We start from the raw sequence: 13,738 nt of genomic DNA on the forward strand, positions 1-13,738 counted from the left end.
TGAACAAGCACTCAAGTGACACGCACATGAGTCGCGCGGTAAGAGCCGCGCTTCTTGGCAATGATTTATGCGCGCTTTGCATGGCGCATTTACGAATGCTTTTTAACGCCGCGCGTCAATTCGACGGTCCCGCAACCCTTGTCTGGCAAAGGCTGGCGAGCGGTTGCCGCTCGAAGCCGCAACCGCCGCAGTTCCCGAATTGCCTATCAAAAACCGGCAAGAATTGCAACATTCATGCGCCAATATGCCAGTTCCTACCGGACTGCGCAATACGGTGCCTTTTCTGCAACAGGGTTTTGTGGCCAATTCGGCGAGTAATGCGAGCCTCGGCAACAGCGGTCACACGCGTGACACGAACACCGGTAAGCAGCCGCATACATCGTTGGCCGATCAGCTAATTCCTGGCATCGTCGTGGTGCAAAGCGGTGCATACAGGCGTCCCGTGCCGTCCGTTTGCCTCTGGCGTGCGTGCGTATTTGGTGCCCTCGCTTCGCATTCCCTTTCGAAAGCGGTGCTGACGCGGGCTACATTGGAATCGTCGCTTTCATCCGCTATCGGTGCAGGAATCTGGAATCATGGATGGCGTAAATCCTCTCAACCCGGCTCAACGTGGAGTCGTTCCTGAAGCGGGCGATACCACCGCAGATCCGAAACCCGCGCAGGGGCCTCAGGCCACTCGACAGTCGGGGCAACCGGCGCTGCAGCGGCTCGCCGGCGGACCGTCGGCGTCCGCGCCTCGCTCCGTCTCGCCGTCGCCCGGCGGGGCCTCATCGGTGCTCGCGCGGCTTTCCGGACAAGTGCCGGCAAATGCAAACGCACCGGCCGCTGCCCAGCGCCCCGATAGTTCGGCATCGCGCGACAATCCCACCAATGCTAAAGAGCAGCTCGCGGGGCTCGGGTTTACCAGCGCCCAAATAGCAGCCATGAGTGGTTCGGAGGAGACATTAGCCAAGGTCGTCGAAATTTGGCCCACGCTCAAAAAACGAAATACGTTGGCGGGCAACACCCATGAACTGGTGGCGCGCGTTGCGGCCCAAGAGGGGAGTTCAGGGCTGGACGCGTTGCATCGCTTGGCCGACGAGCCGATGCACCAGTTTTACCTGGCCGAAAGAGTCAAGGAGCTCGGGATAGATGGGCCCGAGGACACGGGCTCGGCCGACTGGCAGCAGACCCATCGGCCGGTTTGACCGTCACCGATCGAAGATGCCGCCCAGGTTCATCGACAGCTGGCTCAGCATCGAACTGCAATCGATCGAGACCCGGCGAATAAGCAGTCCCACTCATCCGCCGGGTCGCATCACTCATTGCCGGCAACGGCATTGATCGGATCGCCTGATTGCCGGCAAAAAACGATTACGAACCGCTGGAGTCCGTCGTCGACGGTTTGGCGACCTTGTGATGCTTCATCGACGTACGCGTATGCGTCTTCGCTTTACCCGTCACGTCCGTATTGGAGCGGTCCTCGGCGCGAGCCGTACCCTTGTCGGGATCGGTGGCAGTCGGGCCATTGGTGTTGGCCGCCCCTTCGGTGCTCATATGGCTCGACGACATGCCACCGGCACTGGTGCCGGCTCCCGTCGTACCGGGGGCGGGCGGCGTCGTCGCACCCAGATTCGAGCCGGCATTCACGCCAGCGCCAGCCCCGGCATTGGCCCCCGTCGTCGTGCCACCTGTACCGCTCGTATCGGTGCCAACGGTGGCGCTCGTGGTGCTCTTGGCGCCGAGCGAACCCGCGCCCACGGTACTGCCCGTATCGCTGCCTGCCGCGAATGCCATCGACGATGCAAGAACGGTTACACCGGTTGCAGCCAACAGAGTCCATCGCTTCGTCTTCATCCGAATTCTCCAAAACAAGTTGCGGTGAGTGAATTCTATGGAGACGCTTCGACCCGGACGTTACCGGTTGTTTCGGGAAGCAACAGCATGCACAGCGGTCGTACGGCTTTCCTATATGGAGCAGCGGCCTATCCGTCGGTCACCGTTGCATGCAGTCACATAGTTCACGATCTTCTATCATTCACGGACCGCCGCGGCGCGTCACTGCGATATCTCGATTGCTGGATCGTAGGTGTAATAGCCCTGAACGTGCCCCTGCCGATCGACGACCATGAACTCGAGGTTGTATTGGACGTGCCCGCGGGTCAAGACCGTGGATTCCCACAAACAGTCCGGGCGGCTGTTCGCGCCTGAACCGAGTCGCCGCTGCTTCGGAGCAGTGATCAGACTCGCGCCGGCCTGGATGTTGAACTTCGTAATGAAGCACTGGCTGTCCGCACCGAGCGAGATTTCCTGCATGCGCCACCGAAGGATGTCGACGTCCGTCTCGCCTTCTTCCTTGGCCTGCATGACGAGCCAGCCCGATGCATTCTGCTGTACAGCCGCGCTTCCTCTTACCGTCAAGTAGATGTTCTCGTGATAGAACGCGGGCGGATTCTGCCACGCATTGTTGGTCCCATAGTGCTGAACCACATAATTTGCATCGACGACGACCGATATGTTGATGATTGACATTGGATGCCTCCTGCTTGCAAATGTCGCCGACGGCTACTCACGAAATGCGCACGGTGGGCTGCCCGGTTGCCGACGAACCGATTCTGTAATGACCCTGCACAGTTCCCTTGTGATCGGTGATCTTGATGTCGACGAGATAGGACGCCGTACCGGCGCTGTTGATTTGCGACTCCCAGTATCGATCGACCACAGACTCCGTCGTAAGCTTGCTCGGGTCCTGCGGCGCCTCCACATCCGCCAGGCACAGATCAAACGACTTGTTCTGGGACGTCGCAGCTTGCAGGCAATCCGCTTGCGCGCTAATCGTGAGCTTTTCGATCTCGCACTGATATGCGGCGTCCATCGAAAGCGTGCACGCCCTCCAGCGAACCAGCGTCGGGGCAGCGCTCGTGCCGCGAGGGGCCGTTATCGCAAGGTCGAATCGCGCTTGGCCGCCCCCGTATGCGGCGGCGACAATCAAGCCGCCATAGTCTTCCCCGAGTACGACGGGATCCCCTTCCCCGTCATTCGGTCCGTACTTTGCCAGCACGTCTTCGGCGCAGACGAGCGCCAGCACGTTGACGATTTCACTCATCGACTTCTCCCGAAGGTCCTTCAAGCTCGAACCGTTGAAGGAACCTTATAGGAAACGTCGCGCGCGAAACCTAACTGAACTTCCAGTAGCGGACCGACTGCGTCGACGCTATAAGCGTCCACCTCGCCTTCACGCCCCGCCCGGCGTGTCCTTCAAGAACCTCAAGCTATCGCGGGAACGCGCAATGACCGCCGATTGCGTCGCGAATACGCCGCTCTTTATCGGATTCTTTGGATCGCTCAAATTCGAAACGTTCACCCCGGAGCCCGCCGGCAGCGCATATCGCCATTCGCCCAGCGGGGTAATGCTGACGAAATTGGCCGCAAATATCGATGTCGTCCCATAGTAAAGCAGCGTATCCGCCGGGGAATGCTCGGCAAACGGCGTCGCCACTGTCACCAGTTCAAGCGATTCGCGTTGCTTCAAACGCCGCGGCAGCCTCATCGTCGTCGACGTTTCACCGTCGAGAACATGGAGGAACTCGGGCTGCCCAGGAAGCTGCAGCCATTTGACGACGACCTTCGTTCCTTGCCATACACGCTTCGCCCATCCTGTTCCGAATGGCGTCAGCGTGGCGATCGCATCCGGGTTTCGCGAAGTGCTCGTGCAGAATCCGAGGGCGTTGTTTTGCGGCTTCCCGTCGGGAAGCGAGACCAAATGCGTGGCAAGAGGAGGAAATTTCATAACGTTCGTGAGTGTTCGAATGAATGGGAGAAAGTGAGTCCAACGGCTGCGGCGCAGTGCCTATCGCCCACCCGTCCGGAAACGCGGTCTACTCTATTTCGATGCCTGTCACCGAACCCATAACGCATTAAAAAATCGGACGCGGGCTCGAACTCATGAAATATCTACATCCGCTTGAAGTTTCTCTCTCGACATGCCAAGGATTTTTCTTTCTGCAAGTTGCTCTCAACGCATTATTCCGCGCCATTGACCTCCTTCTTTGTACTGCACGGCACCGCATTTGCTACGAGCAGGGCCGACAACATCGAATTCGATCAACAAAAAATAAAAGGAGGCGCTCGTGAATGCGAGAACGATTCGAGCTCATATAGCCGGTTGGCTCATGTTGCTGGCCGTCCTGATGGCGGGCTGCTCGGGCGGCAGCAGCGACAGCGCCTCACAGCCGGGCAGCACCGCGGCACTCGCATTCCAGATGAACGCGGGTGGCCAGCTCAACGCGTTTTACCGCGAAGGCAGCGTGGCCGCGCATTTGTTGATGCGATCGTCGGCGCGGCCGCGACTGCTCGTCGTGTTTCCGGCCGGCAACAGCGGCACCGGGCTCTGGTTCGACGACACTGCTCGACCCGTCAACTGGAGCCTCGATACGCCCATCGCGCCGAGTGTCGGCCACGATCTGCTCGGTCGCACGCTCCAGGGCATCACGGCGAACGTCTCGGTCGACACGACAACGCTCTCGATCCGGCAGGCGCTGCTGAGTTCGGTGCGCTTTCTGCGCGACTTCAATGGCGGTAACTCGGTGCCGCCCGAGATCGTGACGCCGCCGTTCGTGCAGAACAACACGATTCGCTGGCAGCGGCCGCGGGCCGACGGCGCGCCCGGCTATGCGCTCACCGTGACGGTGACCGGCGGCACGGTTTCGACGAACGCGAGTGGTGCGCTCGTGCTGCAGGCTGCGAATGGAAGCACCGCGCTTCATTTGCAGATTCAAGCGCTCACGGGCGAAACACCGCTTACACCGATTACCCATGCGAGCCTTTTCAATAATGCGGTGAATCCCGATACGCAGAGCCAGAACGTCGTCGAGTTCCTGAGCTATCAGGACAAGCTGCTCGCAGGCTCGTGGCAGTACGACACCTACTTCGGCCGCGACACGCTGATCTCGGTCCGCATGTTGATGTCTGTTCTGCAGCCGACGGCGATCGAAGCAGGTCTCACTTCCGTGCTGAGCCGTCTTTCGGCGGACGGCATGGTGGCGCACGAGGAGGGAATCGGCGAGTTTGCCGTCATCGACAATCGCAAGAATGGCCGTTCCAGCGATGCCACACCGAGCTACGACTACAAGATGATCGACGGGGACTACATGCTCGCGCCGATCATGGCGGCGTGGCTCATCGACGATCCGCGCGGCGCAGCGCGGGCGGCGGCTTACCTCGCCCAGACCGACAGCAACGGACAAACGAACGGCAGCCGTTTCGTGACCAACCTGCTGCGCGTCGCAAACACCGCGCGGGCGTTCACGCAGCAAAGCACCGCATCGAACCTGATCCATCTGCGCGCCGGGCAGATCGTCGGCAACTGGCGCGACAGCACCGACGGCCTGGGCGGCGGCGTCTATCCCTACGATGTCAACGCCGTGCTCGTTCCGGCCGCGCTTCGCGCGGCGAGCCGCTTCGTCGATAGCGGGTTGCTCGACCCGTACCTCTCGGGCGATGCGCGCGCCGCGCTTGCCGATGCCGCGCAGCAGGCGTCGGTCTGGGAATCGGCCGCACCGCCGTTCTTTCAGGTGAATGTCGCGCCCGCGCAAGCGGCAGCGCAACTGCCGGCTTATGCCGCGCAAGCCGGCGTACCGACCGGCACCTTGCCCACTTCGACGCTGTCGTTCTACGCCGTCTCGCTCGACGAGCAGGGCAACCCGATCCCGATCATGAACTCCGATGGCGGCTTCGCGCTGCTGTTCGGCACGCCGTCGGAAGACACGTTGCAACGCATCGTATCCGCCGCCGTTCAGCCGTTCCCTACCGGGCTCGTCACCGATGCCGGTTTGCTGATCGCCAACCCCGCGTATGCGAACTCGTCGCTCTGGTCGCGCTTTACGAACGCGGCCTACCACGGCACTGTCATCTGGTCCTGGCAGCAAGCCATGTGGGTGGCCGGTCTCGATCGGCAGCTCGCGCGCCAGGACCTGTCGGCCGATACGCGCACCTTGCTCTCGAGCGCCCGGCTGCGCGTCTGGCAGGTCATCTCCAACGCCGCGTCCATGCGAGCCTCGGAGATGTGGACCTGGTCCTATGTGAACGGTGGCTATCAGCCCGAAGCCTTCGGCACGCATGCCGCCGACGCGACGGAAGCCAATGCGGCCCAACTCTGGAGCACGACCTACCTCGCGATCAACGATCCGAACCTGAGCACCGGCCGGTTCTGGTGGCAACCGCGCGGCGCGTCGGCCGGGGCGTGGCGACGATGACCGCGGCGCGACGAGTTTTGCATCGGATGAAGGGATGGCAGCGGCACTAACACGGCCGCGAAAGGAACACCGACACGCGCAAACCGCCCAACGAGTGCGATTTGTCCGCGTCGATGGTGGCGCCGTGCACGCTCGCGATGCGCTGAACGATTGACCATCCGAGGCCGCTTCCGCTTTGCCCGTCCGTGCGCCCTCTGAAAAACCGCTCGCCGAGCCGGTGCAGCTCGTCGTCTGAGAGACCCGGTCCACTGTCCTCGATGGTCAGCGCGACGCCGCCCAGGCGGCGGGACAGCGATACCGCGATGCGCGCGCCTGCCGGGCTGTAGCGCACGGCGTTGTCGACGAGATTGCGGACCAGCGATGCAAGCAGCATCTCGTTGCCGGATACGACATACGTTTGCGGCGCATCCAGTTCCAATTGCTGCCGCTTCGCAAGCGACTGAGGCGCGATTTCAGCGATCACCCGCTTCGCGAGCGCACCGAGATCCACCGAAGCGCTGGGTGCCGCAGCTCCTGCTTCCAAGCGGGAAAGCATCAAAAGCTGGTCGACCAGGTGCACCGTGCGGCGACACCCTTCGAGCACGCCGTTCAGCGCGTGTTTGCGCAGCCCGGCATCGTCTTCCGCCATCGCGACCTGCGCCTGTGCCTTGATGGCGGCGATCGGCGTGCGCAGTTCGTGCGCCGCATCGGCGGTGAACCGGCGCTCGGCATCGAGCACGGCCCCGATGCGATCGAACAGACGATTGAGTGCGTCGAGCATCGGCTGCATTTCCTGGGGTACGCGTTCCATCCGGACCGGATCCATTGCGCGAGGATCGCGTCGTGCCAGCACCCGCCCGAGTTCGCGCAGCGGCGCAGCGCCGCGCCGCACTGCCCACCACGTCACGAGCGCGAGCACCGGCAACGCGCCCGCCATCGGCCAAAAGGCGCTGCGCATGACGGCCAGCAGGATCGACGTGCGCGAGTCGATCCGCTCGCCCACGTAGACATCCACATCGCGCTCCACCCCCGATGCGGCAAATACCCGCCATGCCGCGCCATCGATCTGCACGGTCGCAAAACCCTGCTTCTGCTTACGCTGCCGCGGCACCATGGGCTGCGCGGGCGCATTGGCGGAATGCATGCCCAATCGCCCCTCGTGGAAAACCTGGAACGCGACCTTCGGCGCATACGGATGCAAGATCGGCGCGTCCAGCGCTTCGTCGTCGTCCACGGGCTGCGCCTGCTGCATCACCAGCAACGCCGCAGCCTGCGCGAGATGGCTGTCGAGCAGCCGATCGATTTCGCGTCGCGCATCGCGCCAGGTCAGTACGGCGGCGATCAGCCACACCGTGGCGACCACTCCGGTTACGAGGACCAGCAGGCGCCCCTGCAGCGAACGCGGCAGTTGCACGATCATGGCTCGACAGCTCGTTCGCGCAGCAGCACGTAACCGACGCCGCGCACGGTTCGAATCAGCTCGGTGCCGAGCTTGCTCCTGAGCCGATGAATATGCACTTCCACCGCGTTGCTCTCCACCTCCTGTCCCCAGCTATACAGGTGCTGCTCGATCTGTTCGCGCGAAAGGACCCGGCCCGCATTGAGCATCAGCACGTGCAATAGATCGAACTCGCGGTTGGTCAAAGTGACCGGCACGCCCAAGCGGTACGCGGTACGGGACGCCGGCTCCAGTACGATGTCTTGCGCCCGAAGCTGCTCGCGCGGCCTGCCGTGCGCGCGGCGTACCAGCGCCCGCAGCCGGGCACCGAGTTCGTCCAGGTCGATCGGCTTGACGACATAGTCGTCGGCGCCGATGTCGAGTCCGCGTATGCGATCCGGGACGGCATCACGCGCGGTGAGTACCAGAATAGGCAGTTCAACGCCCGCGAGCCGCACGGTTCGCAACACTTCGAGGCCATCCACGCGCGGCAGTCCCAGGTCGAGTACCGCGGCGGCGAACGGCTCGCCACGCAGTTCGCGCTGCGCCGCCTCGCCATCGCGGACCCAGTCCACCTGGAAGCCTTGCTGCCGCAAACCGGCTCGTATGCCGTCCCCCAGCAGCGGGTCGTCTTCGACAAGAAGAATGCGCACGAAGTGTCCTCGCTGTCGAACTCAGTCGCCGTCGCTATCGCCGCCACTGGCGCGCGCCGGTGCGGCGTGACCTGCGGTCGCATTCGTCGCTTGCGTCGGCGGCGCGGCGTGCCACTGCGTCCACCACCAGGCAAGTGCGGCTGCGATGACCAGCGCCGCAACCACCCGGTGCGCGCTTCCGATGCCCTCGCCGGTACGGCCGGATTTGTACCCTGTCACCATGGCGCCGATGAGGTTCTCGCGATGCAGGAGACTGCTCGCCACCACGGCCACGACGTGTGCGATCACGAGCGCGAGCATCGCGTTGGCCATGCCCTCGTGAAGCTCTTCGAGCCACTCGCCGCCCGTGCCGGTATACGCGGCCCAACCGCTCGCACCAACCGCGCCGGTCATGAGCAGCATCGCCAGGATGGCAATCGCGCCTGCCGGGTTATGCCCGACGTATCGCTCCGGACGGCGCGTCACGAGGCTCGCCAGGTATCGCATGATCGCCGCCGGAGCGCGCACGAACGCGGCAAATCGTGCGTACCGCGTGCCCGCCAGCCCCCAGAAGACCCGAAACGCGACCAGGCCCAGCATCGTGTATCCGAGCGTCACGTGAAGCAAACGCCATCGTTCGCTTTCCGCCGTCAGCCAGGCGCCCGCAAACGAGGCCACCATGAGCCAATGGAACACACGCACAGGCGCGTCCCATACGAGGATCCGGACTGTGCCGGACGCGCGGGGCTTCCCGTCAACGCGGGATGCGAATGTATCGTTCATCGAAGTTTCCTTGATCTGCCCGGGTATGACAGGCGGCGCAGTTCGAAGCGCTTTTGACTGCCGGAAGTCGCCACGTCGACGCCGGAACTTCGTCGTGCGTGGCGATGAACCATCTCGAACGCGTAATGCGGTCCTCGGGCGGTGCGCTCGCCGTGCGTCCCGCATTTGCCGCATGCGCCGTGAGCCAGACCTCGATCTGCTTCACGAAAGCCGGGTCCAGCGAGGCGTTCGTGCCGAAGTGGCGATCGAGGTTGTTCAGGATGTGCCGCCACGAATCGGCCGGCAGCATGCCGGGCGGATAGGCGACATGACAGGCCGCGCATTCCTGCCGATACGCCGGCAACGGTGTCACGGACTTCACCTGCGGCCCATCCTCGGCGAATGCGGCACCCATGAGCGCCGTCGAAACGAGTGCGGCCCAGGCTCGGGCTGCAATGGAGGCGATTCGGACGCTCACGCTTTGCTCCTCGCGAAGTAGTCGATGTGGGGGACGCTCGTTTGCACTAAGGCTTGAGCGTGATCAGCCAGCTCAGAATGTCCGCCTTCTCCGAGGCCGTGCACTCGCGCCCAACCACATCCGCGCAATTGCGGCGAAACCACTTTTCCGTCTTCGCCGAGTCCCTGAAACGCTCCGGATTGAACGCCGGAGCAAGCGGTGCGATCGCTTTGCCGGTGGCTGCGTGCTGCCCATTGCCAGTCGGCGTGACGCCGTGGCAAGTCGCGCAGGCCCACTCACGTCCATGCCGCGTGGTGAAGAACTGCTGACCGCGCGACGGTACCGGTGCACTGCCCGACTGGGCGGCGTAGCCGTACAGGATTTGCGCGGGCGATTGCGCATATGCCGGCAAGCCGGCAACGCCCACCATCAAGCCGAAGACATACAAGGAACGAAGTGCGCATAGGCGCCCGGACGTAAGCATCGCGATTTCTCCAGTCGATGCTTTGCATGTTCGGGCCGCTTCCTTACCGGATTCTTAACATCGGCATGAAGCCATTTTTCGCCAGCAGCCGGTAGTGCGCGTTGACCTGCATCAAATGCGCCGAGCGCGGGCGGCGTACTGTCGTGCTCATGCTGGCTACATTCGGGCCTGACGGCGGGCAGCTCGCCGCAGCGCATGACGTCGTCCGAACACGCTGGCCCTGCTTCGGAATCGGCGTATGAAAACACGCGCGCTTTGGGGTTCATTGCTTCTGACGATCGTGCTCGGACTGTCCGGATGCGGCTACAACACCATCCAGACGGAGGACGAGCAGGTCAAGGCGAGCTGGTCGGAGGTGCTGAACCAATATCAGCGCCGCGCCGACCTCGTACCGAATCTCGTCAATACGGTAAAAGGCTATGCGAGCCAGGAAAAGAGCGTGCTCGTCAGCGTGACGCAAGCGCGGGCGCAAGTCGGCTCGATCCATGCGACGCCGGAGCTGCTTTCCGATCCCCAGGCGTTTGCGAAGTTCGAGGCCGCACAGGGGCAGCTCACTTCGTCCTTGTCGAGGCTGCTGGTGGTCTCCGAGAACTACCCTCAGTTGAAATCGGATGCGAACTTTCGGGACTTGCAGGCGCAGCTCGAGGGAACGGAGAATCGCATAACGGTCGCAAGAAACCGGTACATTCGTTCGGTTCAGGCGTACAACACGACCGTCCGGTCGTTCCCCGCCAACCTGACGGCAAAAGCGTTCGGCTATCAGGAAAAGCCGAACTTCTCCGTTGCCAACGAAGCAGAGCTCTCGCGACCGCCGCGTGTGGACTTCGATGCGACGCCGGCATCGGCAGGGGGAGCGTCCAAGTGAAGGTTGGACGTGCGGCACTCGCGCTATTCATCGCATTGTTCGCCTTCGGCGGCACAGGCGTTCGAGCCGAGGTACCCGTGCCGAGCCTGAACGCTCGGGTTACCGATGAAACCGGCACACTCACGGGCGAGCAAAAAGTCACGCTGGAGCAAACGCTCGCGGATTTCGAAGCAAAAAAGGGCGCTCAAATCGCCGTCGTCATCGTGCCGACGACCGCGCCCGAGACCATCGAGCAGTATTCGATACGCGTCGCCGAGCAGTGGAAGCTGGGGCGAAAGAACGTCGACGATGGCGCATTGCTCATCGTCGCCAAAAACGACCGCTCGTTGCGCATCGAGGTCGGATACGGGCTGGAGGGCGCGCTAACCGATGCGGCAAGCCATCGCATCATCGATGAGATCATCGTCCCGAGATTCAGGGAAGGCGATTTCTACGGCGGCGTTTCGGCGGGCATCGAAGCCATGATGCGCGTCGTCAGCGGGGAGCCGTTGCCGCCGCCGAGCGAACGGCATCGCGGCTCCAACGGCATCGGGGCGTTGCTGCCGCTACTGTTTGTCCTCATCGTAGTCGGCGGTGGCGTACTGCGCGCGGTATTGGGCAGGCTGCCCGGAGCGCTCGTTGCCGGCGGCGCCATCGGTTTCATCGCGTGGTTGATGTCCGGCGCGGTATTGCTCGCCATCGCCGCTGGTGCGGTTGCGCTCGTGCTTACGCTGCTCGGCAGTGCGACGATCATGCACGCCGGCGGCGGGCCTCTCGGCGGAGGGCGCGGCGGATTCGGAGACCGTTCGAATCGAGACATCTTCAGGGGCGGCGGTGGCGGCTTCGGTGGCGGCGGCGCATCGGGCAGGTGGTAGCCATGGATATCGGACGACTCTTGAAACACCTGTCGATGACTCGCTGGCGCGTGCGAAGGGCCTTTCCCAGGCGGTCCTTGCATGCCATCGACAAGGCCGTGCGGGAAAGTCATCGAGCGCACATCGGCCAAGTCAGGTTCGCCGTCGAAGGTGCATTGCACGGTGCTGCGCTGATCAAGGGATTGACGGCCCGCGAGCGTGCAATCGATGTCTTTTCCGAACTGAGAGTCTGGGACACGGAGCACAACAACGGCGTCCTGATCTATCTGCTGCTTGCCGATCGCGACGTGGAGATCATCGCCGACCGGGGTATCCATGCGAAGGCCGGTGACGATGAATGGGAAGCCATCTGCCGAGTCATGGAAACGGATTTCCGCCACGGAAGGTATCAGAGCGGCGTGATCCGCGGCGTGGAGCAGGTAACGGGACTGCTCAACAAGCACTTTCCCGCTCGCGGAGCGTCGCGCGAAGAACTACCGAGCGGCCCTGTCGTGCTGTGAACTCGCGTGCGTCCGCTCGCTTGCGCGCCGATACCCACCCATACCCACCCGATGCCTGCCTCCACGTGACCGTTCACGAACGAATGGCCGCGGACGGCCGGATTTTGCGTCGCAGAGCTAAAGTCGACGCCCGCGCGACCGTTATAGGTGACGTAAGCATGCCGCGCAACGACCGGCTGCCGAGAGGACACGCCGGCCGGCAAGCATGGGCAGGGCGAAACGCGCGTCTTGCGCACATCAGACGAAACGGTGGTACGAGGAGGCGAGTTGCATCGACGCATGCTCCGGTCCGCGGAAGCGGACCGCGACCGGTTTCTCGGACTCTACGTTTTTCTCGTGGCGGGCCTGGTCGCGGCAGCGGCGCTGTTCATCTACGAGGCGCGCCTCATCGTCGAAGACAACGCGAACGATGAAGAAGCGTTCGCCGTGCTACTGGCCGGCAACCAGGTATTGCACGACCTCGAAAACGCGGAGACGGGCCAGCGTGGCTACCTGCTCACAGGCGGCAGCGCTTATCTCGAACCGTACCGCCAGGGCGTGGACGACCTCGACGACACGATGCCCAAACTGCGCCAAGCCGTAGCCGCGGACCCGGATTCGGTCGACCTCGTCCGCAAGATCGAGCGTGCCAGGTCGGAAAAAGTCATGGAGCTCGCACGCACGATCGGTCTGGCTCAATCCGGCAATCGCGAAGCCGCACTCGCCTTCGTCCGGACCGATGAAGGCAAAGGCATCATGGATGCACTGCGCCGCGATCTCGATATCTTGCTGGACCGGTGGAGATACCGCCGCAGCTTGGCGACACGTGATGCGCATACCCGCGTGATCTTCGAAAGCGCGGCGCTGGCAGCGATTGCGGCACTGGTATGCGGCCTCATCGGCTATGCGGCTTTCGTGCAGCGTCGTGCGTTCGCGAGTGCGCGCGATGCTTCGATCTTGCTGACTGAACAGGCCACGCACGATGCTCTGACCGACTTGCCGAACCGCCGGCATTTGCTGAACGCGCTCGATGCGTTGACGATCGAGTGCGCCCAGGAAGGCGTGAGGGCTACCCTGCTCTATCTCGATATCGACGGTTTCAAACCGGTGAACGATACGCTCGGTCATGCCGCGGGCGATGCGTTGCTCTGCGAACTCGCGCGCGCGTTGCGCGCGACGATCGACGAGGACGATCTGCTGGCGCGCGTGGGCGGCGACGAGTTCGTCGTGCTCACGCGGCGCAATGCGGATGACGCGCAGCTCAGGGCGCTCGCGCAACGGCTGATCGCATGCGTGAGCGCGACCGGAGAACGCGAGTATGGGGGCCGGTTCGCGATCGGTGTGAGCATCGGGATCACGACCATCCCCGATCGCGCGAGCACGGGCCTCGAGTTGCTCGATGTTGCCGACAGCGCGATGTACCGCGCGAAGCGGGCCGGTCGCTCGCAGTACGCGTTCGGCGCCGCACCCGACAAGCCGTTCTCGAACGTCGTGTCGCTGGTGCGTTAGCCGCGCCGCCAGGCCGGCGGTGGGCTCGCGCTCGACAGAACGAACG

At 63.3% G+C, this 13,738-nt stretch carries 16 protein-coding genes; 7 read left to right on the plus strand and 9 right to left on the minus strand.

Annotated features, from left to right (window positions below; all coding sequences use genetic code 11):
* Positions 1-54 precede the first annotated feature (54 nt).
* Both VGL01_RS13750 and VGL01_RS13755 read left to right on the plus strand, forming a co-directional pair.
* Complete coding sequence (locus tag VGL01_RS13750; protein ID WP_331570159.1) at positions 55-318, plus strand: hypothetical protein; 264 nt, start codon at positions 55-57, stop codon at positions 316-318.
* Positions 319-575: 257 nt separating this feature from the next.
* Positions 576-1,187, plus strand: a complete 612-nt coding sequence (locus VGL01_RS13755; RefSeq protein ID WP_331570161.1) for a hypothetical protein — start codon at positions 576-578, stop codon at positions 1,185-1,187.
* A 166-nt stretch (positions 1,188-1,353) separates the two neighbouring features.
* On the opposite strand, the gene VGL01_RS13760 is transcribed toward VGL01_RS13755, so the two are convergent.
* The 4 genes from VGL01_RS13760 to VGL01_RS13775 form a co-directional block, all read right to left on the minus strand.
* On the minus strand, positions 1,354-1,836 hold the full coding sequence (locus tag VGL01_RS13760) for a hypothetical protein (protein ID WP_331570163.1): 483 nt from the start codon (positions 1,834-1,836) through the stop codon (positions 1,354-1,356).
* 201 nt (positions 1,837-2,037) lie between these two features.
* On the minus strand, positions 2,038-2,511 hold the full coding sequence (locus VGL01_RS13765) for an AidA/PixA family protein (protein ID WP_331570165.1): 474 nt from the start codon (positions 2,509-2,511) through the stop codon (positions 2,038-2,040).
* A gap of 37 nt (positions 2,512-2,548) precedes the next feature.
* Complete coding sequence (locus VGL01_RS13770) at positions 2,549-3,085, minus strand: AidA/PixA family protein (RefSeq protein WP_331570166.1); 537 nt, start codon at positions 3,083-3,085, stop codon at positions 2,549-2,551.
* Positions 3,086-3,214: 129 nt separating this feature from the next.
* On the minus strand, positions 3,215-3,769 hold the full coding sequence (locus tag VGL01_RS13775) for a hypothetical protein (RefSeq protein WP_331570167.1): 555 nt from the start codon (positions 3,767-3,769) through the stop codon (positions 3,215-3,217).
* A 382-nt stretch (positions 3,770-4,151) separates the two neighbouring features.
* Between VGL01_RS13775 and VGL01_RS13780 the strand changes: the two genes are divergently transcribed.
* Complete coding sequence (locus VGL01_RS13780) at positions 4,152-6,233, plus strand: hypothetical protein (protein WP_414720252.1); 2,082 nt, start codon at positions 4,152-4,154, stop codon at positions 6,231-6,233.
* 46 nt (positions 6,234-6,279) lie between these two features.
* Here the strand turns inward: VGL01_RS13780 and VGL01_RS13785 are convergent, their stop codons facing one another.
* The 5 genes from VGL01_RS13785 to VGL01_RS13805 all read right to left on the minus strand — a co-directional run bounded on the left by VGL01_RS13785 (position 6,280) and on the right by VGL01_RS13805 (position 9,931).
* Positions 6,280-7,626 (minus strand): ATP-binding protein, encoded by a 1,347-nt coding sequence (locus VGL01_RS13785; protein WP_331570221.1) that lies wholly within the window; start codon positions 7,624-7,626, stop codon positions 6,280-6,282.
* Positions 7,627-7,628: 2 nt separating this feature from the next.
* Positions 7,629-8,303 (minus strand): response regulator, encoded by a 675-nt coding sequence (locus VGL01_RS13790; RefSeq protein ID WP_331570169.1) that lies wholly within the window; start codon positions 8,301-8,303, stop codon positions 7,629-7,631.
* A 21-nt stretch (positions 8,304-8,324) separates the two neighbouring features.
* On the minus strand, positions 8,325-9,065 hold the full coding sequence (locus VGL01_RS13795) for a cytochrome b/b6 domain-containing protein (protein ID WP_331570171.1): 741 nt from the start codon (positions 9,063-9,065) through the stop codon (positions 8,325-8,327).
* The gene (locus VGL01_RS13800) at positions 9,037-9,459 is read right to left on the minus strand and encodes a diheme cytochrome c (protein WP_331570223.1); all 423 of its coding nucleotides are present in this window, start codon (positions 9,457-9,459) and stop codon (positions 9,037-9,039) included. Before VGL01_RS13800 ends, VGL01_RS13795 begins: the two co-directional genes overlap by 29 nt.
* A gap of 109 nt (positions 9,460-9,568) precedes the next feature.
* Positions 9,569-9,931, minus strand: a complete 363-nt coding sequence (locus VGL01_RS13805) for a DUF1924 domain-containing protein (protein ID WP_331570225.1) — start codon at positions 9,929-9,931, stop codon at positions 9,569-9,571.
* A gap of 292 nt (positions 9,932-10,223) precedes the next feature.
* Here VGL01_RS13805 and VGL01_RS13810 point away from each other — a divergent pair, with 292 nt between their 5' ends.
* From VGL01_RS13810 to VGL01_RS13825, 4 genes are all read left to right on the plus strand, one after another.
* The gene (locus VGL01_RS13810) at positions 10,224-10,850 is read left to right on the plus strand and encodes a LemA family protein (protein WP_331570173.1); all 627 of its coding nucleotides are present in this window, start codon (positions 10,224-10,226) and stop codon (positions 10,848-10,850) included.
* Positions 10,847-11,704 carry a TPM domain-containing protein gene (locus tag VGL01_RS13815; protein ID WP_414720251.1) on the plus strand — a complete coding sequence of 286 codons (858 nt, stop codon included), beginning with the start codon at positions 10,847-10,849 and terminating at the stop codon, positions 11,702-11,704. The genes VGL01_RS13810 and VGL01_RS13815 overlap by 4 nt, the downstream gene beginning before the upstream one ends.
* Before the next feature lie 2 nt (positions 11,705-11,706).
* Positions 11,707-12,204 (plus strand): TPM domain-containing protein, encoded by a 498-nt coding sequence (locus VGL01_RS13820; RefSeq protein ID WP_331570175.1) that lies wholly within the window; start codon positions 11,707-11,709, stop codon positions 12,202-12,204.
* 279 nt (positions 12,205-12,483) lie between these two features.
* Complete coding sequence (locus tag VGL01_RS13825) at positions 12,484-13,692, plus strand: diguanylate cyclase (protein ID WP_331570177.1); 1,209 nt, start codon at positions 12,484-12,486, stop codon at positions 13,690-13,692.
* The last annotated feature ends 46 nt before the right edge of the window (positions 13,693-13,738 follow it).

The organism is Trinickia sp. (genome assembly GCF_036503415.1).
In the GTDB taxonomy this organism is placed as follows: Bacteria; Pseudomonadota; Gammaproteobacteria; order Burkholderiales; family Burkholderiaceae; genus Trinickia.

What these genes read in the sequence shown, in the direction of transcription:
- VGL01_RS13755 (WP_331570161.1), top strand. Translation starts at nt 576, where the DNA reads ATGGATGGCGTAAATCCTCTCAACCCGGCTCAACGTGGAGTCGTTCCT.
- VGL01_RS13760 (WP_331570163.1), bottom strand. Translation starts at nt 1,836, where the DNA reads ATGAAGACGAAGCGATGGACTCTGTTGGCTGCAACCGGTGTAACCGTT.
- VGL01_RS13765 (WP_331570165.1), bottom strand. Translation starts at nt 2,511, where the DNA reads ATGTCAATCATCAACATATCGGTCGTCGTCGATGCAAATTATGTGGTT.
- VGL01_RS13770 (WP_331570166.1), bottom strand. Translation starts at nt 3,085, where the DNA reads ATGAGTGAAATCGTCAACGTGCTGGCGCTCGTCTGCGCCGAAGACGTG.
- VGL01_RS13775 (WP_331570167.1), bottom strand. Translation starts at nt 3,769, where the DNA reads ATGAAATTTCCTCCTCTTGCCACGCATTTGGTCTCGCTTCCCGACGGG.
- VGL01_RS13780 (WP_414720252.1), top strand. Translation starts at nt 4,152, where the DNA reads ATGTTGCTGGCCGTCCTGATGGCGGGCTGCTCGGGCGGCAGCAGCGAC.
- VGL01_RS13795 (WP_331570171.1), bottom strand. Translation starts at nt 9,065, where the DNA reads ATGAACGATACATTCGCATCCCGCGTTGACGGGAAGCCCCGCGCGTCC.
- VGL01_RS13800 (WP_331570223.1), bottom strand. Translation starts at nt 9,459, where the DNA reads ATGGGTGCCGCATTCGCCGAGGATGGGCCGCAGGTGAAGTCCGTGACA.
- VGL01_RS13805 (WP_331570225.1), bottom strand. Translation starts at nt 9,931, where the DNA reads ATGGTGGGCGTTGCCGGCTTGCCGGCATATGCGCAATCGCCCGCGCAA.
- VGL01_RS13810 (WP_331570173.1), top strand. Translation starts at nt 10,224, where the DNA reads ATGAAAACACGCGCGCTTTGGGGTTCATTGCTTCTGACGATCGTGCTC.
- VGL01_RS13820 (WP_331570175.1), top strand. Translation starts at nt 11,707, where the DNA reads ATGGATATCGGACGACTCTTGAAACACCTGTCGATGACTCGCTGGCGC.
- VGL01_RS13825 (WP_331570177.1), top strand. Translation starts at nt 12,484, where the DNA reads ATGCTCCGGTCCGCGGAAGCGGACCGCGACCGGTTTCTCGGACTCTAC.